20 protein-coding genes are annotated in these 24865 nt (G+C 57.2%); 14 read left to right on the top strand and 6 right to left on the bottom strand.

Annotated features, from left to right (window positions below; all coding sequences use genetic code 11):
• Window positions 1-232 precede the first annotated feature (232 nt).
• The 6 genes from HMPREF1627_RS08025 to HMPREF1627_RS08050 all read left to right on the top strand — a co-directional run bounded on the left by HMPREF1627_RS08025 (window position 233) and on the right by HMPREF1627_RS08050 (window position 7835).
• The gene (locus HMPREF1627_RS08025) at window positions 233-1591 is read left to right on the top strand and encodes a M20/M25/M40 family metallo-hydrolase (protein ID WP_034502765.1); all 1359 of its coding nucleotides are present in this window, start codon (window positions 233-235) and stop codon (window positions 1589-1591) included.
• 165 nt (window positions 1592-1756) lie between these two features.
• Complete coding sequence (locus HMPREF1627_RS08030; protein WP_034502766.1) at window positions 1757-3346, top strand: ABC transporter substrate-binding protein; 1590 nt, start codon at window positions 1757-1759, stop codon at window positions 3344-3346.
• A complete protein-coding gene (locus HMPREF1627_RS08035; protein ID WP_034502768.1) occupies window positions 3346-4296 on the top strand; it encodes an ABC transporter permease in 951 nt (316 codons plus the stop codon). Before HMPREF1627_RS08030 ends, HMPREF1627_RS08035 begins: the two co-directional genes overlap by 1 nt.
• Complete coding sequence (locus HMPREF1627_RS08040; RefSeq protein ID WP_034502769.1) at window positions 4293-5159, top strand: ABC transporter permease; 867 nt, start codon at window positions 4293-4295, stop codon at window positions 5157-5159. The genes HMPREF1627_RS08035 and HMPREF1627_RS08040 overlap by 4 nt, the downstream gene beginning before the upstream one ends.
• Entirely contained in the window at window positions 5156-6736 is a 1581-nt protein-coding gene (locus HMPREF1627_RS08045) for a dipeptide ABC transporter ATP-binding protein (protein ID WP_034502770.1), read from the top strand. Before HMPREF1627_RS08040 ends, HMPREF1627_RS08045 begins: the two co-directional genes overlap by 4 nt.
• Window positions 6729-7835, top strand: a complete 1107-nt coding sequence (locus HMPREF1627_RS08050; RefSeq protein ID WP_034502772.1) for a peptidase C39 family protein — start codon at window positions 6729-6731, stop codon at window positions 7833-7835. The genes HMPREF1627_RS08045 and HMPREF1627_RS08050 overlap by 8 nt, the downstream gene beginning before the upstream one ends.
• Here the strand turns inward: HMPREF1627_RS08050 and HMPREF1627_RS08055 are convergent.
• From HMPREF1627_RS08055 to proC, 3 genes are all read right to left on the bottom strand, one after another.
• Complete coding sequence (locus HMPREF1627_RS08055) at window positions 7813-9414, bottom strand: MFS transporter (protein ID WP_034502774.1); 1602 nt, start codon at window positions 9412-9414, stop codon at window positions 7813-7815. The genes HMPREF1627_RS08050 and HMPREF1627_RS08055 overlap by 23 nt on opposite strands.
• A 170-nt stretch (window positions 9415-9584) precedes the next feature.
• Window positions 9585-10946: a Na+/H+ antiporter family protein gene (locus tag HMPREF1627_RS08060; protein ID WP_034502776.1), complete on the bottom strand. Its 1362-nt coding sequence runs from the start codon at window positions 10944-10946 to the stop codon at window positions 9585-9587.
• A 161-nt stretch (window positions 10947-11107) separates the two neighbouring features.
• Window positions 11108-11953 (bottom strand): pyrroline-5-carboxylate reductase, encoded by an 846-nt coding sequence (gene proC, locus HMPREF1627_RS08065; protein WP_420705317.1) that lies wholly within the window; start codon window positions 11951-11953, stop codon window positions 11108-11110.
• 145 nt (window positions 11954-12098) lie between these two features.
• Here proC and HMPREF1627_RS08070 point away from each other — a divergent pair, with 145 nt between their 5' ends.
• Genes HMPREF1627_RS08070 through holA form a run of 3 tightly spaced genes read left to right on the top strand, consistent with a single transcriptional unit; the run spans window position 12099 to window position 15393 of the window.
• A complete protein-coding gene (locus HMPREF1627_RS08070; RefSeq protein WP_052040900.1) occupies window positions 12099-12836 on the top strand; it encodes a ComEA family DNA-binding protein in 738 nt (245 codons plus the stop codon).
• A complete protein-coding gene (locus HMPREF1627_RS08075; RefSeq protein WP_034502778.1) occupies window positions 12833-14386 on the top strand; it encodes a ComEC/Rec2 family competence protein in 1554 nt (517 codons plus the stop codon). Before HMPREF1627_RS08070 ends, HMPREF1627_RS08075 begins: the two co-directional genes overlap by 4 nt.
• Before the next feature lie 35 nt (window positions 14387-14421).
• A complete protein-coding gene (gene holA / locus HMPREF1627_RS08080) occupies window positions 14422-15393 on the top strand; it encodes a DNA polymerase III subunit delta (RefSeq protein ID WP_034502779.1) in 972 nt (323 codons plus the stop codon).
• Window positions 15394-15396: 3 nt separating this feature from the next.
• On the opposite strand, the gene HMPREF1627_RS08085 is transcribed toward holA, so the two are convergent.
• Window positions 15397-15978, bottom strand: coding sequence for a 1-acyl-sn-glycerol-3-phosphate acyltransferase (locus tag HMPREF1627_RS08085; protein ID WP_034502781.1), 582 nt, complete (start codon window positions 15976-15978; stop codon window positions 15397-15399).
• A 196-nt stretch (window positions 15979-16174) separates the two neighbouring features.
• Between HMPREF1627_RS08085 and HMPREF1627_RS08090 the strand changes: the two genes are divergently transcribed.
• Entirely contained in the window at window positions 16175-18739 is a 2565-nt protein-coding gene (locus HMPREF1627_RS08090; RefSeq protein ID WP_034502783.1) for a bifunctional lysylphosphatidylglycerol flippase/synthetase MprF, read from the top strand.
• Window positions 18732-19994, top strand: a complete 1263-nt coding sequence (locus HMPREF1627_RS08095) for an alpha/beta hydrolase (protein WP_034503626.1) — start codon at window positions 18732-18734, stop codon at window positions 19992-19994. Before HMPREF1627_RS08090 ends, HMPREF1627_RS08095 begins: the two co-directional genes overlap by 8 nt.
• A gap of 38 nt (window positions 19995-20032) precedes the next feature.
• Here HMPREF1627_RS08095 and HMPREF1627_RS08100 read toward each other — a convergent pair whose 3' ends face one another.
• Window positions 20033-20872 carry a D-hexose-6-phosphate mutarotase gene (locus HMPREF1627_RS08100; protein ID WP_052040901.1) on the bottom strand — a complete coding sequence of 280 codons (840 nt, stop codon included), beginning with the start codon at window positions 20870-20872 and terminating at the stop codon, window positions 20033-20035.
• A gap of 113 nt (window positions 20873-20985) precedes the next feature.
• Between HMPREF1627_RS08100 and typA the strand changes: the two genes are divergently transcribed.
• On the top strand, window positions 20986-22908 hold the full coding sequence (typA, locus tag HMPREF1627_RS08105) for a translational GTPase TypA (protein WP_034502785.1): 1923 nt from the start codon (window positions 20986-20988) through the stop codon (window positions 22906-22908).
• A gap of 50 nt (window positions 22909-22958) precedes the next feature.
• On the opposite strand, the gene HMPREF1627_RS10805 is transcribed toward typA, so the two are convergent.
• Window positions 22959-23339: a 2-hydroxymuconic semialdehyde dehydrogenase gene (locus tag HMPREF1627_RS10805; RefSeq protein ID WP_234305292.1), complete on the bottom strand. Its 381-nt coding sequence runs from the start codon at window positions 23337-23339 to the stop codon at window positions 22959-22961.
• 52 nt (window positions 23340-23391) lie between these two features.
• On the opposite strand from HMPREF1627_RS10805, the gene fdxA reads away from it, so the two are divergent.
• Both fdxA and dapC read left to right on the top strand, forming a co-directional pair.
• The gene (gene fdxA, locus HMPREF1627_RS08115; RefSeq protein ID WP_034502787.1) at window positions 23392-23724 is read left to right on the top strand and encodes a ferredoxin; all 333 of its coding nucleotides are present in this window, start codon (window positions 23392-23394) and stop codon (window positions 23722-23724) included.
• Window positions 23725-24864 (top strand): succinyldiaminopimelate transaminase, encoded by a 1140-nt coding sequence (gene dapC, locus HMPREF1627_RS08120; RefSeq protein WP_034502789.1) that lies wholly within the window; start codon window positions 23725-23727, stop codon window positions 24862-24864. It abuts the gene before it with no gap.
• The last annotated feature ends 1 nt before the right edge of the window (window position 24865 follow it).

Consider the following 24865-nt stretch of genomic DNA (forward strand, 5'->3'; position numbering starts at 1 on the left):
CGAGTCGTGGACTTATTACCGTCCAAGCCTACGTTTCATCGGCCCTCCGGTCTAGCGAGAACGCGCCGATGAGTCGCTCACAGTGGGGACGACACGGGAGCAGGCAGCGCCAAGCGCGTGACGTGTAATAAGACGTGTTCGTTACATCCGCTCATCGAGCGGTCTGCGCGAGCGAAGAAGGAGAGCCTGAGTAGTCTGGATTAAGGATCGCTCACACTTGAAAAGGAGAGTCATGGCTGCGGTGCACACACGTGATATCGGAGAAGAAACCCTCGATCTTCTTCGACGGCTGATCGCCTTGCAATCGGTCAATGACCTTACCCCAGATTCGGGACAGGAAATCAAGGCTGCCAATCTTTTTGAAGACTACTTTGCCGACCTTCCCGTGACGTGTGAACGCATTGAAGCCCATCCGGGTCGAACGACCTTAGTCGTCACGGTTCCCGGAACGGATCCCAGTTGCGAAGCTCTCACCCTTCTGGGACACACCGACGTTGTCCCAGTCGATGAAAAGCACTGGACGCACCCTCCTTTTGAAGGGGAAATCAGCGATGGGCAAATTTGGGGCCGAGGGAGCGTGGACATGCTCCACCTCACCGCTGCTATGGCTGTCGTCACTCGCCGCATCGCCCAAGAAATTGCCGATGGTGGCGCACGACCACGAGCGACCCTGACTTTCGTCGCTGCTGCGGATGAAGAAGCACGAGGCGGACTGGGAGTTCCGTGGATCGGTGAGCATCGCCCCGAGGCGTTCTCGTGGGATGCTTCGTTATCTGAAATGGGAGGCGCGCATATTCGAGGCGCCCGGGGCCGAGATAGCGTCGTTGTCATTGCCGGAGAAAAGGGAGCCGCGCAACGGCGTCTTCATGTACGCGGGGATGCCGGTCATGGATCGATTCCCCTTGGCCGAGTGAGTGCCGTCGAGATGCTAGGCAGGGTTTCGCATGCTCTCGCTCAAGCCCAATGGCCCCATGCCAGCGATGAAATCTGGGCGGGTTTTGTTCGCGCCTTCGAGTTCGATGCTCTTCTTGAAACTTCTTTGCTTGAGGGGAGCTACACCGGTGACTACAGCGAATTTGGTGATCTTGCTGCATACGCTCACGCCGTTTCGCATATGACTGTTGCGCAAACCGTTGTCAGGGCCGGAGGTCCGATTAACGTTCTTCCTTCCTCTGGCTACATTGAACTCGATATTCGTACTTTGCCTGGGCAAAGTGACGATGACGTCGATTGCGTGATTCTCGAGGCCTTGGGGGAGCTGGCCCCCCGCGTCCAGATCGAGCGCTTGCTCAGCGAGCCAGCCACGGCCTCGTCAATTGAGACGAAACTCTACCGAACAATCGAAGAAGTTTTTCGCGAAGCGCACCCCGGCGCAGTCGTGGTCCCCATCCTCTTCCCGGGAGGGTCAGACCTCAGGGTCGGCAGGCGCAAGGGGGGAGTGGGCTACGGTTTTGGATCATGTGCTTCCGGGGCGACACTCGGAGAGGTCTATTCGCAACTTCATGCTCACGACGAACATATGCCCATTGAAGACGTTGCCTCGACCGCGCGTGAGCTAGAACGCCTTGTTCGCCTCTATATTGGCGAATAATTCCAGCACGTTTGGGGAATTTCTGCGCTTTGACTCTTGCCCAGTGAATGTGAGATTTGCTGTTACAAACGACCAGTACGTGGCACAACTCGCCAAGGGACCTGTTGACCCATATCGTTATATTTGTGCACGTCCGTGCGCGCCAAAGGAACAAAGGAGAATTGGATGCCAGCATCACGCATCACCATGAAAGCAGCCGCTCTTGTCTCAGCCGCTGTCCTTATGTGTACCTCGCTGGCAGCCTGTGCGCCGAAGAATGCCTCTTCGACGCAATCCTCGAGCAAGGCAGGGACAATTACGGTCGGTCTCCCGGGTTCTTTGTCGACCCTGGATACTGCCCACGAAACCGGAATTATCAACTACTACGTTGCACAGGTGACCTCTGAAGGTCTGCTCGCTGTCGATAAGGACGGCAAGCTGGTTCCGGCAATTGCGACGGCTTACCACACGGATGATGCGAAAACCTGGGTATTCCAGATCCGTCAGGACGCGAAGTTCCAAGACGGCAACCCCGTGACCATTGAAGATGTTCTCTTCTCGATCAACGTCGCGAAGGATCCCGAAAAGTCGCCTTCTTCGGCCGTGTACTGGACGGCAGGAATTGAAGCGGCGCAGACCGGAGAGTGGGAAATTACCATTACCCTTCCTTCTCCGGCCGAGAATTTCGGGTGGACCGTGACGGCAAACGGTGGCCTGTGGATTACTGAGAAGTCCTTCTACGAGGCCGCGCAGTCCTATGGTTCCTCCAAGGACCTGATCATGGGGACTGGCCCTTACAAGGCAACCTCGTTCCAGCCCGACTCGAAGGCAGTTTTCGAGAAGAGCGGAACCTGGTGGGGTGGAGATACACCCGCGCAGACCATCGAGTTTGATTTCTTCTCTGATGAAAACTCGCGTCTTCTTGCTCAGCAAAGCGGTCAGATCGACATCTCGACTCAGCTCCCGACAGATCAGCTTTCTCAGTTTGAATCGATCAACGGAGTGAAGGTCCTGACCGAATCCGACCGTTCCTTCGTGGGATTGACCTTCGATGAAGGCGTTGCTCCCTTCGATGACATTCACGTCCGTAAGGCAATCGCTCACGCTGTCGACCGAAAGGCCATCGTCGACTCGATCCTCAAGGGCCGAGGCGAAGTTGCGACCGGAATCGAACCCAACGATCAGTTGGGCAGCGAGATCGGCGTCGATAAGGCTCGTGAACTCCAAGCCAATCTCCCCGTTGACTCCTTCAACATGGAGCAGGCTCGAGCAGAGCTCGCTCAGTCGAAGGTCCCCAACGGTTTCGACACCGAACTGACCTACCCGGCCTCGATTCCTGAAATGGGATCCGCAGCACTCGCTATTGCGGAGAACCTCAAGCAGATCGGAATCAACGTCACGGTGACTTCGAAGCCCATCGAAGAGTGGGTTTCCAAGGTGGGAACGGGTGAGTACGGCCTGTACTACATGAGCTACACCTCGACGACCGGCGACCCCGCTGAAATCGCCGGCTGGCTGCTCGGTCCTAGTAATCCCGCACGTTATGTGAATGAGGAAGTTCAAGGTCTCATCGCCTCGTCGAACCAGGAGACGGATCCTCAAAAGCGCGCCGAACAAATTGTCGCTGCTGAGCGCATTGCCCAGCAGAACACGATTTACTCGCCGATCTGGTGGGGCAAGACTTCAACTGCTTTCTCCAAGACCGTCACTCCCAATAACTACACGTCCTACTTCTTCATGACCCCCTGGGCCGCGTCCCTGAACGTCACGAAGTGATGGTGCGTTTTCTTGCTCGACGCCTCGCGGGTTTCGCGGCGGTACTGCTAGCCCTGTCTTTCATCATCTTCTCCCTCTTGGACATGGTCCCGGGAGATCCGGTGAAGATCTTGGTTGGCACCCGCCGCCTGACCCCCGAGGTTCGTGCTGCCATTACGCAAAAATACGGCCTCGACGAACCCTTTTTGATTCGTTATTGGCACTGGCTCAGCCGCGCGCTCACGGGCGATTTTGGCGATTCGGTGCGCTCGGCGACCCCCGTCACGGACGTCCTCGCCGGGCGCGTCGGTCTGACAGCAACCCTCACGCTCATGTCCTTTATCATTGCGATCTGTGTCGGTGTGCCCCTGGGGATCTGGGCGGCACGCCGCGCAGGAAGCTGGGTTGATCGCTCCATCGTCGGATGGAGCGTCGTTGGCATTTCCGCTCCCGGTTTCGCCCTGGGACTTGTCCTCCTCTACGTCTTCGGACTCATGCTCGGATGGTTCCCCATCTTCGGGCAGGGGGAGGGACTCCTCGATACCCTCTGGCACCTTGCTCTTCCCGCGCTTGCACTGGCAACGGGGATTGGAGCGATGATCGTGAGGATTACGCGCGCCGCGGTCATTGCAGAACTCAAGCAGGACTACGTGACTTTCGCGCGCTCTCGCGGCTTGGCCTCCAGGCGCATCACCCGCATGTACCTGCGCGCGGCCTCGCTGCCGATCATTACTTCCGCGGGACTGATCCTGGGTACTCTTTTCGGCTCGACTGTTCTTGTCGAGGAAGCTTTTTCTCTTCCCGGACTGGGGCAACTCCTTGCCGACTCCATCACCTATAAGGATGTGCCCGTCGTTCAGGCGATTGCTCTCTTGGTCGCGGTGGTGATCATCGCCGTTACTTTCGTTGTGGATGTCGCCGCTTTTGCGATCGATCCTCGTCAGAAGCTCGAAGAAGGGGGTGCCGCGTGAGCAGCGCTCAGCCTACTGATCGTTTCCGTTCGACTTTACGAGGCCTCGGCCACTTCGCGCGCACCATCCCCGGTTCCGTCGCCCTCTCCTTTGTGATCCTGGGTCTGGTTGCGGTCTGCGTGTTCTTCTCTTCGCTGTTGGCTCCTAATGCGCTGGGTCAGAACGTGAGCTTGGGCGTGAGCCCCGCCGGGACGGTGAGCCACATTTTTGGAACCGATAAAGTCGGTCGAGATATTCTGGCTCTCACTATTGCGGGGACTCGATCGGCGGTCCTTGGCCCCATCGTCATTGCCGGCGGCTCAATGGTATTGGGCTTGCTCTTTGGAATGACTGCCGCTTGGTGGGGAGGCTGGTGGGACACACTGGTTTCTCGCTCGTGCGAAATCCTGCTTTCTATGCCGGTCACCTTGTTGGCGATCGTCGTTGCAGGCGTGATTGGAGGCTCCTACTGGGTGACCGTGGGCGTTTTGATCATCTTGTTCGCGCCCTCAGATATCCGCATGATCCGCGCAGCGACGCTCCAGCAGAAACCACAGCCCTATATTGAATCTGCACAGGTTCTGGGATTGTCTTCTCCGCGTATCTTGGGCATCCACATTCTGCCCAATATCACCCCGATCGTGTGGGCGAACCTCTTTGTCAACGTGGCTTTTGCTCTTGTCTCTCTTTCAGGCCTGTCCTACCTTGGTTTTGGCGTGGGAGCTCAGGATGCAGACTGGGGACGCCAGCTTGCCGATGGACGTTTTATCCTCGCTCAAAATCCGGCCGCCTGTGTGATCCCCGGTCTTGCCATCATCATTACCGCCACCGCAATTAACATCGCTGGCGATTGGTGGAGTGAAAGGCAGGAGGTGCGCTCATGACGACTGACGATATGGGTTTGTTGGCCTCGGGTATCAGTGTCTGGGCTGCTGATGGCCGCAGCCTCGTCGATGACGTGACGATTCAAGCGCGTGCAGGTCATACCCTGGTGATCGTTGGTGAGTCTGGTGCAGGCAAATCCATGCTTGCCCGCACGATCTGTGCCCTTACCCCGCATTCTCTTCGCGCTCAAGGACGCGTCGCCCTGCAGGGACGTGAATACGACATCGTGCGCAACGCGCGGGCCTTCAAGGACCTTCGTGGCCAAGGCATTGTCTGGCTTCCTCAAGACCCCTTCACTTCCTTGTCGCCGACTCAGCGATGCGGAGATCAGATTGTTGCCGGGCAGCGTCTTTCTCAGCGTGAACGTCGCGAGCGGATCGGGGAGCGTTTGCGCGAAGTCGGTCTTCCCGAGCGAGTCGCCCGAGCCTATCCGCATGAACTCTCCGGTGGCATGCGTCAACGCGTTGCCATTGCGGCTGCATTGGATTCTTCTCCTGCGGTCTTTATCGCCGACGAACCAACAACCGCTTTGGACGTGACGACTCAAAAAGAAATCCTTGACCTTTTGAGCGAACTTCGTTCGAGCCGGGGGATGGCGCTGGTTCTTATCACTCACGATTTGGCTCTTGCACGCGAGTATGGGGATGAAGTTGTTGTGATGCGCCATGGGCGCGTCGTCGAATCGGGCGCTGTTGCAAAGGTTTTCGCTCACCCAGAAACTCCCTATACGCGTGAGCTCGCTGCCGCCGAGCCTCGCCTTGATGGTCCCAATCCTCGCCCTGAGAGTCCCGCTTCCACCGCGCAAACTGAGCTTCCTCCGCTTGTGGAAGCTCGTGACCTGGTCAAGGTTTTTCGCGGCCACGGGCGCGGAGGAAGACATGTCGCTGTCGATGGCGTTTCTTTCGCGATAAAACCACAAGAATCAGTGGGCATTGTCGGCGAATCGGGTTCGGGAAAGACAACGCTCGCGCGCCTGATCATTGGATTGGAAAAGGCTGATTCGGGCAGCGTGAGTATCAACGGTGTCGAGCGAGGACCTCGTCGCACGCGCGCCGGGGGACCGCCGCCGATTGGCATCGTCTTCCAAAATCCCTACTCCGCTCTCAATCCTGCTCGAAGCGTCGGCGCGACCCTTGCCGAGGCCTTGCGCGTGGGCGGCCGCGAGGTCAGTGAGGTAGCGCAGCTTCTTCAATCAGTTGACCTTCCTGCTTCCTATGCGGATCGCTACCCTGCGCGTTTGTCGGGCGGCGAGCGTCAACGCGTGGCGATTGCACGCGCCTTGGCAACGCATCCCCAGCTTCTGATCTGCGACGAGGCCGTTTCCGCCCTTGATGTTTCTGTACAGGCATCCGTTCTGGAGCTTCTGCTTCGCCTGCAACGCACAGAAGGCTTCGCCTTGCTCTTCATTACGCATGACCTTGCAGTTGCACGCCAGATGTGCGACCGGTTAATTGTCATGAAAGATGGAGTCATCGTCGAAGAAGGGCCTACGGAAGATATTCTGCATTCTCCGCGCCAGGACTACACTCGCGCGCTTCTTGCTGCCGTTCCCGGACAAGAAGGCCACGATGACTAAGGATATTTCGCGGATTTCGATTGAACCTGGTGACAATGGCTACGAGCGTCTGATTGCTCTAGGAGTCTCGCAAGAGCGTGCGAAAGACTGGGCGCGCCTTGGGCCTAAAATGCATGGAACCCTGTGGATCAACGGCCCCGTGGCGGTGTGGGAGGTTCACCGTGAACTGTCAGCACATTTGCGCATCGCGGGATGGACTTGTCTGTGTGGCGCCCAAGAAGTAGATGAAGACGCGCAAGCGATTCTCTTGCGTGAAATCGTGGAAGAGCTCTGCGATGACATGCGTTCACGGGATTTTCCCCTGATTAAAGCCGATTCATGGGCTGATGAAGGGGTTTTTATTGATGTCCTCCGCTCGAGTGGTTTTGAGCAGGTAACAATCAACGGGAACCCGCATCCCATTGAGAATGATCGAGACTACTCGCATAGCGGTTGGCTGTTGTGGAATCCCGAATACGCGTCAGAAACCACGAATTTGGCGATCCCCGCATACGAGCACCAAAAGACGGAATTCACCTGCGGTCCCGCTAGCGCCCTGATGACGCTCGGCGAGATTGAAGGCGACCCGCACACTGATTTTGTCAATGAGCTCAACCTTTGGCGTCAAGCGACCTACTCAGGGGGAGTGGGACACTTCGGCTTGGCCTCGGCACTAGCGGACCACGGCGCACAGGTGGAAGTTCTTGTATCGACCACCGAGCCCATCGTGGGAATTTCTAAAACCACGATGCTGGGAAAGCGGGCGCGGATCGCTCTTCACTGCGAACATATGGCGCGCGCACGCGAATTGGGAGTCGCCTCCCAGGTAAGGGAGTTGTCTATAGAAGACATCACCTCGGCCCTGGATGCGGGCAGACACGTCATTGCCTTAGTCGACCTTGCTCCGCTCAACGGGGAAGATACCCCGCACTGGCTCCTCATTTGGGGACGTGTTGGAGACTTCCTTCTGATTCACGATCCCTGGTATGACGAAGAGTTCGGTGAAACCTGGGTGGAAACCTACGTCCAGCCCCTGCATATCCGTGACCTGTGGGAAGCTGCGCAGTGGGCTGACGACACCCACGAGCGCGCTCTCCTTAGCGTCCGTACTTCTCGCTGAAATTCTTTTCAAAGGTTTCCAGCGATACTCCGCGTGTTTCGGGAACGATGAAAATGTAGAAGCACAAGGAAACAACGTTGATGAGACCAAACACGGCGTAGGTCCACGTTGCTCCCAAGTGCGTAATCATAACCGGGAAAACCCAGGTAACAACTGCATTCATCAACCAACCGCAGCCGACAGCGAAACCTTGTGCCACGCCTCGGATCTTGGAAGGAAAGATTTCCGAAACCAAAACCCAGTTGACGGTTCCGGACTGCTTGGCGAAGACGAAGAGTGATACCAAAACCACGACCAGCCAGGGCAGATATGTCGGGACTGATTGCGAGATTGTTCCATCACTTTGAACGTAGGGAGAGATCCCGAAGCCAAAGACGATCGCCAAAGCAAAAAGAGAAAGAGTCACGCCAGTTTCTTGGTAGATACCGACATGACGGCGAGCAAGACGCGACACCAGATAGAGGCCAAAACCGGCTCCTACGCACGCCACAGCACCTGTAATGACGTTCAGAGTAATGGAATCTGCTGCGGAGAAACCTGCTGCGGCAAGGATCTTGGGCAGGTAGTACATCGCGGTATTGATACCTGTGAGTTGATCAAAGCAGGCAAGACCGACGCCAATAACAAGTAAACGCCGAGTCCACTTGACCGACACCGTACGGCGCAGTGACCACTGTCCTTGAGCGTGCTGATCATGCTGAAGTGCCGCGATCTGTTCGATTTCTTCACGTAGGTTGTCGCGCTTGGGGTCGCGGATACGCTTGAGCGCGCCGATGGCCTCGTAGTAGCGGTCCTTGGAAGCGTACCAGCGCCCAGACTCAGGCATGAGGCGCATTCCCAGCCATAGGCACACGGCCGGGATCGTTGCAAGTACAAGCATCCAACGCCATGCCAAGCCATCACCACTGGTCACGACTGCGGTTGTTACGTGCTGGACTTGATCCCAGGGATACCATTGGCCGCCGCTCAAAGTACCTGAGGGGTCCTCGGAAACAAAGACCTGTGGTCCGCCGTGTGCGCTGGAAAGGATTGCGTTCATCGAATAGGCGAGAAGCTGGCCGAAGACGATCATGAACTGGTCAAGCGCAACCAGAGAACCCCGGACGCGCGTTGGGGCAGACTCTGCGAGGTAAACGGGAACAGTTGCCGAGGCGCCACCGACGGCAAGCCCCAAGATGAAGCGGAAAATGTACAAAATTGCGACATTCGGAGCGAAAGTACACCCCAGCGTTCCGAGAATGAAGATTCCCGCCAAAAGGAGAATATTGTGGCGGCGCCCGTAGCGATCAGATAGTCGGCCACCGACGATCGCTCCCAGCGCGGCACCGAGGGCCAGAAAGGCGCCGACCAGCCCTTCTTCGAATTCATTGATGGCAAGGCCTCCGGCGCTGCGAGGCATATACATATAGGGCAGCGCGCCGGCGATGACTCCCGTGTCATATCCGAAGAGCAGGGAACCGAAGGTAGCGACTCCTGCAAGGAACGCGATGGAGCGCTTTGGCCCCGAAGCTGGAGTGTCTCGAGTCAGATCGTCGAGTTCCTTTTTGCTCAGCGCAGGAGGCGTTGAAGAATGAGTCATGGTCTCTATTGTGCATCCCCTCTTCATTGCTCGTGCACATATTTGGTGAATTGTTCATGTGTTCTGGGGAAATGAACAGATGCTCACTGTGTCCCATACATAGGCCGAGGCCGGAGCCGGCACGCCACGCGCACCCAGCCCCGGCCTCGGGAATACAGATTGTGAACTGCTCAGAGGACCATCGCAGCAACCCAACCGCCAATCAAGAGCGGAACGTTGTAGTGCAAGAAGGTCGGGATCACAGTGTCCCGCATGTGGTCGTGCTGACCATCGACGTTGAGTCCTGCTGTCGGACCGAGCGTCGAATCCGAGGCCGGTGAACCGGCGTCACCCAGTGCTCCAGCTGTGCCGATGATCGCCACCGTCGCCATGGGGGAGAAGCCGAGCGTGAGACACAGAGGGACGTAAATCGCCGAGATGATCGGCAGGGTCGAGAAGGAGGAGCCGATACCCATGGTGATCACGAGGCCGACAAGGAGCATGATGATTGCCGCGAGGACCTTTGAACCGTTGAAAAGAGCTGCGGTTCCATCAACCAAAGGCTTAATCTGGCCCGATTCGTTGAGGACCGAGGCGTAGCCCTGCGCGGTAATCATGATCAAGCCGATGAGGCTCATCATCTTCATGCCGCCACTGAAGACATCGTCGGCCTGCTGCCAGGGAACGACTCGCATGAAGAGCATCATGCACAGACCCACCAAAGAGCCAACGAGCAGCGGATCGGCTTCGGAATCCATTCGCGTGAGCACGGTCTGAATGACGAAGCAGACAACGAGAGCAGCGACTGCGGCCCAGACCTTCTTCATGTCAATCGGCTTGTCCTCGGATGAAGCGAAGGACGAGTCGCGTTGCTCGTAGGTGCGCGGCTTACGGTAGGAGAAGAAAAGCGCGATCGCACAACCGATTGCCATTGAAGCCGCGGGAATTGCCATTGCTGCCATGGGGTTGACAGAAGAGACATCCATGCCGGCGTCGTTGATGTTCTTGTAGAGAATGTCGTGCAGGAAGATTCGCCCGAAGCCGATGGGGAAGAACATGTAGGCAGTGACGATACCGAAGGTAATTGCACAGGCAATCATGCGGCGGTCCATCTTGAGCTCGTTCATCACGCCAATGAGCGGCGGAATAAGGAGCGGAATGAAGGCGATGTGAATGGGGATCAGGTTTTGGCTCATCACACCCATGACGAGGACGCCACCGACAATTCCCCATTTGGCGCCGCGAGCAACTCGTGCGGAGCTCGCTGCATCCGCATTGCGCATGCGGTTCACAATTGCGCGCGCAAGCAGGGCCGGCAGACCTGAGTGAGCGACAGCCATGGCGAAAGCGCCGAGCAATGCGTATGAAAGGGCAATCTTTGCGCCTCCGGCGAGGCCGGTTTGGAAAGCGACCATCGTGCCAGAGATTCCCATTCCGGCGACAAGGCCGGCGACAACAGAGGCCACAAAGAGAGAGATAACGACGTGCACTCGGGCGAGGCTGAGCGCCAGCATGACGATGACCGAGAGGACGACTGCATTCAACAAAAGCATGTGTATTCCAAGAGGTTGCGTGTGTGTTTAAAACTGACGTGGATAAGGAGCAAAAGCTTCAGTCGGGTGCGAAGTAAGATGGAATGCGTGAGCTTTATGGATAAGCTCCGACGAATCTTCGCGGGCGCGGGGGATTATCCTGACGGCGTCTCGTGACGACGTCAGCCAAGATGATGGTCGCGCTCAACAGCAGCGTCGACCGCCGCGACAATCGCGGAAGATAGACCCGCGTCTTGGGCGGCGAGGAGACCAGCAATGGTGGTTCCGCCCGGGGAAGAGACCCGGTCAATAAGATTTGCGGGTACTTGCCCATTGTCGAGGCCATTGAGCATGAGTTGCGCGCTTCCCAAGAACGCTTGGGCGACGATGCGCGTCGAATCGGCCTTCGTGAGGCCGTGGTTTACGCCGGCCTCGGCCATCGCATCGATCATGCGGAAGATCCATGCCGGGGAGGAAGAAGCGATCGCTGTAAAAACAGGGAAGTACTTCTCACCCAGCACGATCGTTTGGCCGACCGAATCGAGGAGCTTGCGTGCCGCAGCGAGCTGTTCATCCGTTGTCCCCATGGGGCACAGGGCACTCATCGACTTGCCGATCTGCGCATTGACATTAGGCATGACGCGGACCAGGGGAACAGCAGCCCCGAAATCAGTGTAAATCTGATCGACTGTGCGACCTGCAGCAATAGAAATGACGCAGAGTTCCTTGGCGCAAAGAACGCTCTCGCGGATCTCGCGAATGACCTCTGACTGGACATTTGGTTTCACTGCAAGGACCAGAAGGTCGCTCTGCTCGGCGACCTGGCGGTTTGACGCGAGTGCAACGCCTCCCAACTCATCTGCCAAGTCCTCGGCGGCCTGGTGGTGCCGATCAGCGAACATCAGATCCGCGCCGCTGAAGCCAGCGGCCACGGCACCGCGCGCAATAGCTGAAGCCATTGCACCTGTCCCGATGAAGCCGATACGCATGACAGTCCTTGAGTGAGAAGGTGTGTATGTTGGCGTTATTTTAACCACACTTTACGTGTTGATTGCAACAAGGTCTCATCCTGCGTCCGGCAAAGTTATCCACAGAAACAGAGTGCAGACGATTCATCCACAGATTGACGCATCGGGGGAGCGCTGAGGGGAGAGAAGCGAGCACACTGCATGAATGAACACTGACACGCAGATGCGCCGAAGACGTCACCTTCAACAGATAGTGCTCTCCACGGAAACGCATGGCCTTGATGAGGAAGAACGTGACAAACCAGCGTCGCTTTCTCCTTTGCGCTGGAAACTGCAGTGGAAAACAGCTGCGGTCGTGCTTGCGGTTTGTGGAGTCTTCGCTGTGCTTGGGGTTGTGTTGGCTCCGTGGAAATCAGGAAGCGCGCCTCATCCTCCTTCAATCGACGAGGCCTTGGCTGAGGAATCCGCCTCCGCGCAGCCCGCGCCATCGGAATCCGCCAGCGATCTTTCGCATAGCATCGGTCCACAGATCGTCCTCCACGTGACGGGGGAAGTGCGCCGCCCCGGAGTGATCCGCCTCGTCAAAGGGACGCGAGTCATGGATGCAATCGAAGAAGCTGGTGGTTTCACCGAAGACGCCGATACACAGAGCATCAATCTTGCGCGAGTCCTTGTTGATGGTGAGCAGCTCAAAGTGCGCTCACTCAAGCAGGCGCAGTCTTCTCAGGCAGAAGGAAACGAAGCGGCTCCTCGAACGTGCGTTGATGTCGCAAGCGCCGATGCCGCTGGACTTCAGAATCTCGACGGTGTTGGGCCATCCCTTGCCAATCGAATCATCACCTATCGCCAATCTCATCCCATCAGCGGCGTTGAGGATCTTGATGCTGTACCGGGGATCGGGCCATCGATTCTTGAAAAAATTCGTCAAGGTGCGTGTCAATGACGCGAAGGCCAGTCGATATTCGCTTGCTTCCCATCGCTCTTGCAGTGTGGTCGTCAACCTATGCATTCCTCAACGGTCGCTATGTCCTTGGCTGGAGCAGCGTAGCGGGGACGATCCTCTTCACTGCCTACAGCGGATTGGGGTTGCCTGGGCGCGCATGGCTGCTGCGGTGGAGCGAATGCGCTGCCACGATGAGCGTCATTGTGTGCCTAGGTGCAGCGTGTTTTTGGCTCGCAACAACTCGGGCTGCTGCTTGGGAAGAAGAGAGCACGCAGATCAGTGCGCATGGGCTGAATCTGCAGGGTTTTCACGCACGGCTCGTGAGTGAAGTGAAAGAAAGCCTTCCTCCAGATGAAGGACACACAACGAAGAAAAAGCAACGCGCTCGTTATTTCGCGAGGGCGCAGTACGTCATGGGGCGTCAGCCCATGACATTCCTGCTGTCCAGTGAGACAGTGCGATTTACTCACCTTCGACGCGGGGATGTCATCGCGCTCGATGGGAGGCTAGATCTTACCTGGTCCCATAGCATTCCCAACGTCGGGTCCATTCGTGTCAAAAAATGGGAGAATCTCCCATCAACGGATCGATGGTCACAGTTTTCGCGAGCATTTCGTGGCAATCTCGAGCAAGTAGTCGCTTCTCTTCCGCAGCATGCGCGCGCTTTAATTCCGGGCATGTCACTAGGGGATGATCATCAAGCCAGTGCCCAGATGCGCAATGACATGAAGACAGTGTCTTTCGCTCATCTCACAGCTGTCTCTGGCGCGCATATGTCGATCTTGTTAATGACCATTGGTCTTCTAACGCCACGAAAGAAGACATGGAAATTGGTCGTACAACTGGCGGTTCTTCTTCTCTTCGTCGCGTTGGTCGGTCCCCAAGCCTCGGTTCTACGCTCTTTCGGGGTCAGCATCATTGCCTTTGGGGGAATGTGGCTGAACCGTGAAGGAGGAATATATTCATCGCTGAGTACCGTCGTGATAGCGGCCTGTCTGCTTTCTCCCTTCGATGCGTGTTCACTGGGTTTCTGTCTCTCTGTCCTTGCCACCTGGGGAGTGAGCGTTCCCGCCCGGTGGATTTCGCATGCAGGAGAAAAAGCTGGGGTAGCTGCCGAAAACGCATGGATCCCTCGAATGAGCGCATTGCTGGCGATCCCACTTGGAGCGCAAATTGCCACGCTCCCCGTCATGATCTCCATGAATTCATGGATTGGACTGTGGTCGATCCCAGCACAAATTCTGATCTCTCCATTTGTCACTCCGGTAACCATCGCGTCTTTCGCAGCCGCTCTTAGCGCGCAGCTATACGCCCCTATTGGTTTCGTCTGTGCGTGGATTGCCTCGTGGGGAACTGCATGGATCGCAGGTGTCGCCAGACTCTTTTCTTCCCTCCCCGGAGCTCGAGTCTCGCTTGGAAATACCGCTGGAATCTTTGCTGTGGGCGCAGGCATCGCTGTTGTTCTCATCGCTGCTGATCGCCTCCGGCGCTTCACGACGTCGAGTCCCCTCGAACGTGTCACACTAGGAGGGAAAAGCTTGCATATGTGAATGGACGAGTACGACACGGAAGGGGAGCGTGGCCTATGGCAGCGAAGACTCAGGCAGCACCGGTCACCCCTTGCCTTGCTCCCGTTGTCTTAATCAAGGGCAGCGAAAGCTTACTTGCAGATCGAGCGATGAGCGAGCTGCGACGCCTCGCGCACGAAGTCGATCCCAGCCTTGAGCGGACAGATCTTCCTGCGGGAAGCTACCAAGCAGGCCAACTGGACGTTCTCACCTCGCCTTCTCTTTTCGGTGAAAGTCGGATGATCATCATCTCCGACCTGGAGAACATGACGGATGCCCTTGCCACCGACCTGCAGGCATACCTGAGCCAACCCGCTGCCGATGTATGGATCTTCCTGCGTCACCCGGGCGGCAACGCCAGAGGAAAGAAACTCCTCGACGCGATTGCGAAAGCCGGATTCCCGGTGATTCCGGCAGAACCGCTGAAAAATGATCGCGATAAATTGGACTTTGTTCGCTCCGATGTACGCAACGCACACCGAAAAATTGAAACAGAGGCCGCGCAGGCCTTGGTCGATGCGCTAGGAAATGACCTCAGTGCACTCGCGGCAGCTGTTGCGCAATTGCTCAGCGACGTCCAGGGGACCATCACTCATAATGCGGTTCGCCGCTACTACTCCGGGCGAGTCGAGGCAACGAGCTTCGAAGTTGCCGATGCAATCGTGGGTGGACGCAGTGCACAGGCACTGACTTTGGTCAGGCACGCATATGCGACGGGAAGCGCTCCCGCTCAACTGGTTGCGGCAATCGCAGTGAAATTCCGGGCGATGGCGAAAGTTTCCTCACCCGCGGGACGGAAGAACCTCGGGATGTCTCCGTGGCAAGCCGAGCATGCACGCAGGGAACTGCGTTCATGGCCTGACCCTGCCTTGGCCTCGGCAATCACTGCAATTGCTCAAGCTGACGAAGACACAAAAGGGGCGTCGAAGGATCCTGAAGGAGCGGTGGAGAAGCTCGTCATGACATTGTGCCGCCTCCACCGCGGCTAAAAACTAGCTCCCCGCCTCTTCACTGCGCAGACGAGGAACGCAGGTCTTCTCGGGATGAATCCCAATAATTCCCGCATAAAACGCGCGGATAGCATCCATATCCTTGCTCTGATTCCCACTGAGCTCGATAGGGGCTCCCCAGCCATAGCGGCGTTGCCCGCCATCGATGAATCCGGGGACCACAGGCAAATTCGCACCCTGAGCGATGCGATAAAAACCAGATTTCCAATAGGGACGAATAGAACGCGTGCCCTTGGGAGCAATGACAAGGACAAAAGTTTCACTGGACTGAGCTAAAGCGATGACTCGCTCCACCAAATGGCCGGGATTTTCGCGGTCGACGGGGATCCCACCAATTGCCTGAACAAAACGGCCAATCACGGGCACGTCCGTGAGGTTCTTTTTCACCAAGAAATAGAAGGGACGTTGCAGCGCCCACATGGCAACAACCATGTAGAAGCCATCCCAATTCGAAGTGTGGGGTGCTCCCAAAACGACGCAGCGCTCGGGAAGAGGATGCCCGGGCGTAAAAGTCCAGCGTGACACTCGCATGACCAAATGAGCCAATGCCTTACGCAATCCCATGTTGTTCCTCTCCCGGGTTGAGCCGTCACACAGTGTACGTGGAATCCTGGCCGCAGCGCTCTTCAATGTGGGATTGACCCGGAAATATCCCTGATTGAACCCTGAAATGAGGGACTTCGAGTTGAGCTGTCGGAGCACTGTTCTAAGATCGACTTCGGGAGGAGCAGGGCGTTCCTCTGCCTGCGAAGGAGTTCCAGTGAGTTCAAGCCCATCCGCAAGGAGCGACGAACATACAGTCGTATCGCTTTCTACTCGCATTGCGCGCCGGTGGAGCGAATTGGTACGCATCCTTGGACAGTGGCTGCGAACCGCTCCATGCTCTGTATTCCTCTCACTTCTCATGCTGATTGCCGCCTGTGCGTCGCATCTGACTCGCGCGAGGTGGATGCACGATCTTGCTGCTCAGGGCGGACACGTGCAACCCCTTCACACCTTCACCACTGTTTTGTGGGCTCCTTCAACGGGCATCATGATCAACCTGATCCTCATGATGCTCATCGTTGGCGGACTACTTGAACGCTTCCTTGGCTCAAAAGTCTGGGCGCTCTCGGCCGTCGTTTCACTTCCGCTATCACTCGCGGGATTGTGGGCCTGCGCTGCCCTGGCTCATAGTGCCTCGTTAAATTGGGCATTTCCCATGGTCAGCGGCCCGGTGAGCGGTTCCATCCTCATCTTGACCTCCGCTTTGGGGACCGCCAGCGCGAAAATGAACCGCTTGTGGGCATGGCGCACGCGCATCGGTGTCCTTGTCATCCTCCTTGCGCTTTTCGCCTTCAGCAGTAGTGCAGGCTCGCTGGCCCGACTTTTCGCTTTCGTTTCCGGCTGCTTGGTCGGCGGCTTTGCGATTGGTTGGTCGACAAGGAATCGTTCAATGCTGGGCATCGGCGATCCCGTTCGCCACGTGATCCCCCTGGTCATCACCGCCTACACTCTCGGTGCGGTCAATGCCATCTGGACTTTTACAAGCCATGGACTCTTGGCCTTTGATCGTGCGGCTTTTTCTCCCGAGCTTGCCGAGCAGCAGTACATGTGGGCCCTGTGCCAGCAAAATGAGGCACCCATGAGGTGTTTGAAGGAGGTCTACGGCAACTCCCTGATGCTCTACGCCCCTGTCGTTCTTGCTTCGATTCCTTTCCTCGTGCAGTTGGTCCTCGCCTTTGGACTCTTCCGAGGCCGCCGTGGAGCTTGGGTGGGAACGATAGTTCTTCAAGGCGCGCTGAGTGTCATCGGCGTTGCCCAGACGATCCTCTTCTTGGCATCGATTTCGGGTAGTGCAGAGGAAGTTCCTGAGGGATATTTCGCCGTCAATATTCCCACAATGAAGCTCTTGGTTGGTGTGGCCTTCCCGTTGATAGCAATGCTGCTCACCGCGTGGAATGCCTCTGCCTTCCAAGTCCGCGCGCCAAAGTCTCGCTGGAAGCGCGCGGGGATCATCTCCCTTGTTTCTTTCCTTGCTGGAGGTATTGTCGCCCTTGCTGTTGGCATGTCGATGCCCTACTACTTTGTTCCTGATGCCACACCACTGAACCTTTTTGAAGCGTATGTGAGCGCATATGCCCCAGCGGGCGCGCAATGGCTCTTTGACACCCCTTTGTATGCGACGACAGTGACGGCGGCGACTGCAACCGTCTGGATTCCCGTTGCGGTGTGGGTCATCAGTTCTGTGAGCTTGTTGAAGGTCTTTTTGGCCCCTGTTGCTGTAAGCCACGAGAAACAAGACGAGCTCCTGTCTCTGGTCACATCGCAAGGCGCGGGTTCCTTGGGATGGATGCTCACCTGGCAAGGAAACTCAACGTGGATTAGTCCCGATCGCACCTGCGGCGTTTCCTACCGCCAAGAATCCGGTGTGGCCTTAACTCTCACGCAGTGCAGCGCCGATGAGGAACGCATCTCCTCTGCGATTTCGGAGTTTGCGACTTTCGCGACTGACGCCTCTCTTATTCCCGCCCTCTACTCAGTCCATGAAGAGTGGGCCAAAGAAGCGCACCGCTTAGGTTGGTCAACGGTCAAGGTCGCTGAAGAAGCAATTATCGACCTGGGAGATCTCGAATTTAAGGGGAAGAAGTTCCAAGACGTGAGGACTGCCTTCAACCATGCCAAGCGTGAAGGAATCCGTGCACAGTGGGCGTCTTACCCGGATCTTGACGAGGCCTCGAAGGAGCAAATCCAGGCGATTTGCCAAGCATGGGCTGATGAGAAGGCTCTTCCTGAAATGGGCTTCACCCTGGGTGGTTTGCGCGAACTCGATGATCCGCAGACACGTCTCTTGCTTGCGGTCGATGAAGAAGACCATATTCACGCAGTGACGTCATGGATGCCTGTCCACTCGAAGGGCAGCGTCATTGGATTGACTCTGGACGTGATGCGGCGAGACGATCAAGGCTTCCGTCTGGCCATTGATTTTCTCATCGGTCAAGCTGCCCTCCTTGCGCAAGAAGAAGGACTACAGTTCATTTCCCTCTCCGGTGCGCCCCTGGCCGAGTCGGGCCAGTGTGAAGAGCCGGAAGACCTTCGCGATTCACACTTTGCATTCGCTCCGGTTTTGGATGTCATGGGTAATGCTATGGAGCCCGTTTACGGCTTCCGTTCGCTTCTTGCCTACAAGAAAAAGTTCCAAGTTCGTTTTGTTCCCCTGTACCTCGCGATTCCCGATATCGCGCAGGCTCCCGCTGTCGGATTGGCAATTGCTCACGCGTATCTGCCTGGAATGAGTGCAGCAAGTGCCGTCTCCTTGGCTGCAAAGCTGGTTTCTCGTGATTAGCATCCTTCACTATGTCCCACTCCTGCGTGTCTGGATTCCCTTCGTTGCCGCAGCACTGATCGCGGCTAGCCTTGTCTGGATCTGGCTGAAAGTCATGCGTCCACTGTCGATCAAGGCGCGTTCGATGAGTGTTGTCGTGGGCATCATCCTTGTCGTTGTCGTCCACCAACTTGTCGAGCATGTATGGCATCCCGTCGCAGAAGGACTGGGGCGAGTGACATGGCTGTGGGCATCGCCGGCTTTAGTTGCTGCAGTGATGGTTTTTGCTGGCTTGACCAGACGCAAGCAATGGTTGCGTCGTTTCTGTGCTGCACTGTGCGCGTGGTTACTGATCGCTGCCGGCGCAGCTTTGGGAATCAATTACCACTTCGAGGCCTATCCGACCATGGCCGAGGTCGTGGGCGGGGGAGTGCGCACCATTTCCTGGGACGAATTGAAGAATCCCGATGAAGAAGCGCGAAGCGCACGCGTCGCGGAGGGAGCGGTGGTCCGTGTTGATATTCCTTCTTCAGATTCAGTGTTCAAGCCACGCCAGGCCCTCGTGTATCTCCCGCCGTCCTATTTTGCCGATCCGCAGGCAACTCTTCCTGTGATTACTCTGCTCACTGGCCAACCTGGCACTCCCCAAGATTGGTTGGTCTTGGGTAAGCTTCCTCAAACCATGGAGCAGTTCGCCGCAAGTAGAGGGGGGCGTGCTCCAATCGTCGCGGTTGTCGATGCCTTTGGAAGTCAGACAGCGAATCCCCTGTGCTCGGATACCTCTCATGGGAAAGTCGCAAGCTACCTGGAAGTGGATGTCCCGAAGTGGCTGCGGGAGAATTTCCCTGTTTCAACAGACGCCGGTCAATGGGCAATTGCCGGATTGTCCTCTGGCGGAACCTGTGCTCTTCAAGTAGCCACACGCGCTCCGCAGACATACCGCAGTTTCCTTGATATGTCGGGCGAGGCCCACCCCCAGCTGGGTAATGAAGAACGAACCATTTCTGAAGGTTTTGACGGAAGTCGCGAACTCTACGCGGCGAATGACCCAGTGCAGGTGATGAAAACACGTCGCTATGACGCTACGGCGGGGATTATTTCCTGGGGGAGCGACGATACATCGTTTAAAGAGGGACTGATTGAGGTCGATGAAGCGGCCAAGGCCTCGGGAATGACGGTTGAAACACGCTCATACCCGGGGGGACACAGCTGGAAAGTCTGGAAGGCAGCATTTGAAGACCAGCTGCCGTGGCTCGCAGAGCGTTTTGGACTCTGAGGCCACGACAGCCGGTTTACCGCTACCTGTGGTAGGGGTTAGTTCAGTTTTTCTACAGTGATTGTCAGGGAAATTGTGTGCGATTGGCCCGGCTGGAGGAAAACCGCGTTGTGGCGGACATTACCCACCTCAACACACACGAAGTGTTTCCAATCCTCGTGGTGCATATCTGCAGCCTTTGCCTCGGCGGGATTCCACACGATGGTCGACGCCGAGTTCTCCTTCTCGATGACGATACGACGGCCAAAACCCGGGTCAAGGATTGAAACGGTCCCCGCGAAATCGAAGATCGAGTCGACCCGTCCCTGAGTGAAGGTCACGTCGCCTTTTTGAACAGAGTGCTCATTTGTCACCGTGCACAGCTGTTCGGCTCCGTCCAGCCCCACAACGCTGATCTCGCGGACATCTGAGACGTTGAAGTAGGGGTGCAAGGCCTCGTCCACGTAGAAAGCTTCCTCATCGGCGTTCGTCATTGTGAGCGCCAGATGAAGATGCTCCCCGAAGGTGGCATGAAGCTGAGCAGTAAAACGATGCGGGAACTTCGCCATCTCCGTCTTTGTCGTCGGAGCATAGGTGAAGGAAAGAATCGCACTGTCATCAGTGCGTTCAACCAGTTCCCACGTTGCATTCCTTAAGAAGCCGTGATTCTGAGCCTCGGATCCGGGTGCTGCCAAAGAAGCAGTCGCAACGCCGAACCACGGTGCACAAATCGGGACGCCGCCTCGTGCAGGCGTCGATGCCCACGGAAGGGAACGCTCGGAGAGCCACAGTACCGGCTCGGTGCCCGCAGGAGTCCATTCAAGGAATTGAGCACCGGAATCTGAAAAACTTGCGTCGCAGCGGTCATTGCTGGCGCGATAGACACGTCGGTTTGCCATTGGACAAGGATAGCGCGAGTAACGCCTCACACATAGTCCCTCGGAGAAGGGAATTCTGAAAAAACGGCGATAAGCTTTCTGTGGAAGCGAATCGGTAAGTAATAGGGAGTCTTATGACCATCCGCGAAGATCTACGTAATGTCGCGATTGTTGCACACGTTGACCACGGCAAAACTACTCTGGTTGACGCCATGCTGTGGCAGTCAGGCGCATTCAATGAGCGCGATACGGTAGAAAAAACCGGCGAACGCGTCATGGACTCCGGTGATCTGGAACGCGAAAAAGGCATTACGATCTTGGCCAAGAACACCGCGGTTCACTACCGTGGTCCCGCCGCCCAGAAGCTGGGCCTCGAAGGCGGTGTGGTCATCAACGTGATCGATACTCCCGGGCACGCCGATTTCGGTGGCGAGGTTGAACGAGGCCTGTCCATGGTTGACGGCGTCGTTTTGTTGGTTGACTCTTCCGAAGGCCCGCTCCCGCAGACCCGCTTCGTCTTGCGTAAGGCTCTTCAAGCGCAACTTCCCGTCGTCATCGTCGTCAACAAGGTTGACCGCCCCGATGCCCGCATCGAAGAGGTTGTCTCTGAAACGCAGGACCTTCTTCTTGCTCTGGCCGAAGATCTAATGAGCGAAGGCGTCGACGCAGATGTGGATTCCCTGCTCGACGTTCCGGTTGTTTACGCCTCGGCAAAGGCCGGAAAGTCCTCGCTCACCAACCCCGGTGACGGCAATATCCCCACCGAGGACCTCGAGCCCCTCTTCGAAACGATTCTTCACCGCATCCCCGGTCCCGAGTACGAAGAAGACGCACCCCTTCAGGCTCATGTGACGAACCTGGACGCCTCTCCATTCTTGGGACGACTCGCGCTGCTGCGTATCCACAACGGAACATTGCGCAAGGGTGAAACCGTGGGACTTGCTCGCCACGATGGAAGCATTAAGCCCGTTCGCATCACCGAGTTGCTTCGAACCGAAGGCCTCGAACGAATCCCGGCCGAAAGTGCCGAACCCGGCGATATCGTTGCAGTCGCAGGTATTGAAGACATCACCATCGGTGAGTCTCTGGTCGATCTCGATGATCCGCGTCCTCTGCCGCTGATTACCGTTGATGATCCGGCAATCTCCATGACGATCGGAATTAACACTTCGCCCATGGCCGGCCGTGTCAAGGGAGCAAAGGTCACCGCACGCCAGGTGAAAGACCGCCTTGATCGCGAGCTCGTCGGTAACGTTTCGCTGCGCGTGCTTCCCACCGAGCGCCCCGATGCATGGGAAGTCCAAGGGCGTGGTGAGCTTGCTTTGGCAATCTTGGTCGAGCAGATGCGCCGTGAAGGTTTCGAGCTGACCGTTGGTAAGCCTCAGGTCGTCACCAAGACCATCGATGGCGTGCGCTCTGAACCGATGGAACGCATGACTATCGACATTCCCGAGGAATACCTGGGATCGGTCACTCAGCTCATGGCCCAGCGCAAGGGCCGCATGGAAACGATGGCGAACCACGGTTCGGGTTGGATCCGCTTGGAATTCATTGTTCCTGCTCGCGGTCTGATTGGTTTCCGTACGCGCTTCCTGACGGAAACTCGCGGAACGGGTATTGCTTCGTCTATCGCCGAAGGCTATGCACCCTGGCAGGGAGCGATCGAACAGCGCCTCACCGGTTCGCTTGTTGCAGACCGCGCGGGACAGGCAACGCCCTACGCTATGACAAACCTCCAAGAGCGCGGTTCTTTCATCGTTGAGCCCGGCTCAGAGGTCTACGAAGGCCAGGTTGTCGGCGAGAATCCCCGCGGTGAGGATATGGATGTCAATATCTGCCGCGAAAAGAAGCAGACGAATACGCGTAGCGCGACCGCTGATGTGTATGAGTCACTGACGCCATCACGAAAGCTGACTTTGGAAGAATCCCTTGAGTTCGCCGCGAATGATGAATGCGTTGAGGTGACTCCCGAGGCCGTGCGCGTGCGCAAGGTCGTTCTGGATGCGCAGGAACGCTTCAAGATCGCTGCGCGTGAGCGTCGTCAGAACAAGGACTGATCAGCAAAAGGTTTGCCCCGCGCGAGAAATAGCTCGCGTGGGGCTTTTCCTTAAATCTGCGGCGGGGGAGGGACCTGCTTGCCGGTCACCATGGTCCGCGCGTCTACCTTCACACGGCCTCGCCTGGTGTCAATCACCACGTGGGTCGGTGCCTTTTCGAGCAAGATCCCAAGGGCGTCGTGGAGTCCATCTTCCAAGCGGTAGCGAACCACCACGCGCGAGCCGAGCTCAAGGCGCATCCAGGGTAAACGGGCGATCGCTGCCGCTAACTGATCGTTTCCCGCAGGAGCAGCGGTGGCCTCGGCGCTGGGGTCGCCTGGAATTGCGTGCGAATGGTGTGGCGTAATACCCGGGCTCGCCTCGCTGGGGGGAGCGCCTAAAATTTGCCCACTATCAGCTGAAAAGTGCTCGGGATTCGCGTCAGGTGTCATGTTGGCGATAATAGAATGAACTGTTTGTCGGACCCAGTCCAAGGAGGAATACATGACGTACGTCATTGCCCAGCCCTGTGTTGACGTCAAGGACCGGGCATGCGTTGATGAGTGTCCCGTCGATTGCATTTACGAGGGGGAGCGCACCTTGTACATCCACCCCGATGAGTGCGTGGATTGTGGCGCCTGTGAGCCGGTGTGCCCGACCGAGGCAATTTTCTACGAGGACGACCTGCCCGGCGAATGGTCTGACTACTTGCAGGCAAATGCTGACTTCTTCGTCGACCTGGGTTCTCCCGGCGGTGCACAGAAGACAGGTCCTCAGTCCTTCGATGTCCCGTGGATTAGTGCCCTTCCTCCGCAAAACGAGGACTGGGACAAATAAATGAGTCGTCTTCCGCGTCCGCTTGATCTTCCCGACTTTCCTTGGGATAAGCTCGCGCCCTACCGCAAACGTGCGAATGAGCATGCCGATGGAGTGTGTGACCTCTCTATCGGCACGCCGGTCGATCCAACGCCCGAGCTCATCCAAGATGCCCTTAAAGACAGCTCGGACGCTCCGGGCTATCCGACGGTGATCGGAAGCGTCGAGCTTCGCCGTGCAATCCTCGCTTGGGGCAAGCGTCGCAATATGGTGGACGTGGGAGTGACAGGAGTTCTTCCCTCAATCGGATCGAAGGAAGCTGTCGCGTGGCTGCCATTCCTTCTGGGCGTGCGCCCTGGCGACACTGTCCTTTTCCCGCGGGCCTCGTATCCGACCTACGACATCAGTGCTCGTTTGGTAGGCGCCACTGCCATTCCGGTGGATCCCACGCACCCGGATTCTTGGCCGCAGGCACAGCTTGTCTGGCTTAATTCCCCGGGGAATCCTGATGGGCACGTTCTTTCACTTGAGCAGCTTCGAGCAGTTGTTCGGTGGGCGCGAAGCAACGATGCCATCGTCATTTCGGACGAGTGCTACGCGGCCTTGGCGTGGGAAGAACCCTATGTGAGTCACGGCGTTCCCTCGCTCTTGGATGAGCGTGTGTGCGATGGGGACTCCAGTTCTTTGATTGTGCTGTATTCCCTGTCGAAGCAATCGAATGTGGCCGGATACCGAGCCGCATTGATGTATGGGGATCCGAAGCTTTTGGCTCCCGTGATTGAGGTTCGCAAGCATGCCGGAATGATGGTGCCCGCGCCTGTCCAAGCGGCGATGCAGTGTGCTTTGGGGGATACCGAGCATGTCCAGGCGCAGCGTGAGATTTATGCGCGCCGCCGAGCCCAGCTTGTCGACGCGGTCGCGGCTACCGGTTTGGAGCGTGACAGCGACTCCGCTGCGGGCCTGTACCTGTGGGTGCGCGACCCGCGTGGCGTGATGAACTCTTGGGACCTCGTTGGTGCTTTTGCCGAGCGCGGCATTGTTGTCGCCCCCGGCGACTTTTACGGCGAGGCCGGGGTGGGCTTTGTGCGCATCGCGCTGACCGCGAGCGATGAACGTATTGCGGCGGCTTGCCAGCGCCTGGTCGCGGAGCCGGTTGTTTAGA

This window comes from Actinomyces sp. S6-Spd3 (assembly GCF_000758755.1).
Lineage (GTDB): Bacteria > Actinomycetota > Actinomycetes > Actinomycetales > Actinomycetaceae > Pauljensenia.

What these genes read in the sequence shown, in the direction of transcription:
- HMPREF1627_RS08025 (WP_034502765.1), top strand. Translation starts at nt 233, where the DNA reads ATGGCTGCGGTGCACACACGTGATATCGGAGAAGAAACCCTCGATCTT.
- HMPREF1627_RS08030 (WP_034502766.1), top strand. Translation starts at nt 1,757, where the DNA reads ATGCCAGCATCACGCATCACCATGAAAGCAGCCGCTCTTGTCTCAGCC.
- HMPREF1627_RS08035 (WP_034502768.1), top strand. Translation starts at nt 3,346, where the DNA reads ATGGTGCGTTTTCTTGCTCGACGCCTCGCGGGTTTCGCGGCGGTACTG.
- HMPREF1627_RS08045 (WP_034502770.1), top strand. Translation starts at nt 5,156, where the DNA reads ATGACGACTGACGATATGGGTTTGTTGGCCTCGGGTATCAGTGTCTGG.
- HMPREF1627_RS08050 (WP_034502772.1), top strand. Translation starts at nt 6,729, where the DNA reads ATGACTAAGGATATTTCGCGGATTTCGATTGAACCTGGTGACAATGGC.
- HMPREF1627_RS08055 (WP_034502774.1), bottom strand. Translation starts at nt 9,414, where the DNA reads ATGACTCATTCTTCAACGCCTCCTGCGCTGAGCAAAAAGGAACTCGAC.
- HMPREF1627_RS08060 (WP_034502776.1), bottom strand. Translation starts at nt 10,946, where the DNA reads ATGCTTTTGTTGAATGCAGTCGTCCTCTCGGTCATCGTCATGCTGGCG.
- HMPREF1627_RS08070 (WP_052040900.1), top strand. Translation starts at nt 12,099, where the DNA reads ATGAACACTGACACGCAGATGCGCCGAAGACGTCACCTTCAACAGATA.
- HMPREF1627_RS08075 (WP_034502778.1), top strand. Translation starts at nt 12,833, where the DNA reads ATGACGCGAAGGCCAGTCGATATTCGCTTGCTTCCCATCGCTCTTGCA.
- holA (WP_034502779.1), top strand. Translation starts at nt 14,422, where the DNA reads ATGGCAGCGAAGACTCAGGCAGCACCGGTCACCCCTTGCCTTGCTCCC.
- HMPREF1627_RS08085 (WP_034502781.1), bottom strand. Translation starts at nt 15,978, where the DNA reads ATGGGATTGCGTAAGGCATTGGCTCATTTGGTCATGCGAGTGTCACGC.
- HMPREF1627_RS08100 (WP_052040901.1), bottom strand. Translation starts at nt 20,872, where the DNA reads ATGGCAAACCGACGTGTCTATCGCGCCAGCAATGACCGCTGCGACGCA.
- typA (WP_034502785.1), top strand. Translation starts at nt 20,986, where the DNA reads ATGACCATCCGCGAAGATCTACGTAATGTCGCGATTGTTGCACACGTT.
- HMPREF1627_RS10805 (WP_234305292.1), bottom strand. Translation starts at nt 23,339, where the DNA reads ATGACACCTGACGCGAATCCCGAGCACTTTTCAGCTGATAGTGGGCAA.
- fdxA (WP_034502787.1), top strand. Translation starts at nt 23,392, where the DNA reads ATGACGTACGTCATTGCCCAGCCCTGTGTTGACGTCAAGGACCGGGCA.
- dapC (WP_034502789.1), top strand. Translation starts at nt 23,725, where the DNA reads ATGAGTCGTCTTCCGCGTCCGCTTGATCTTCCCGACTTTCCTTGGGAT.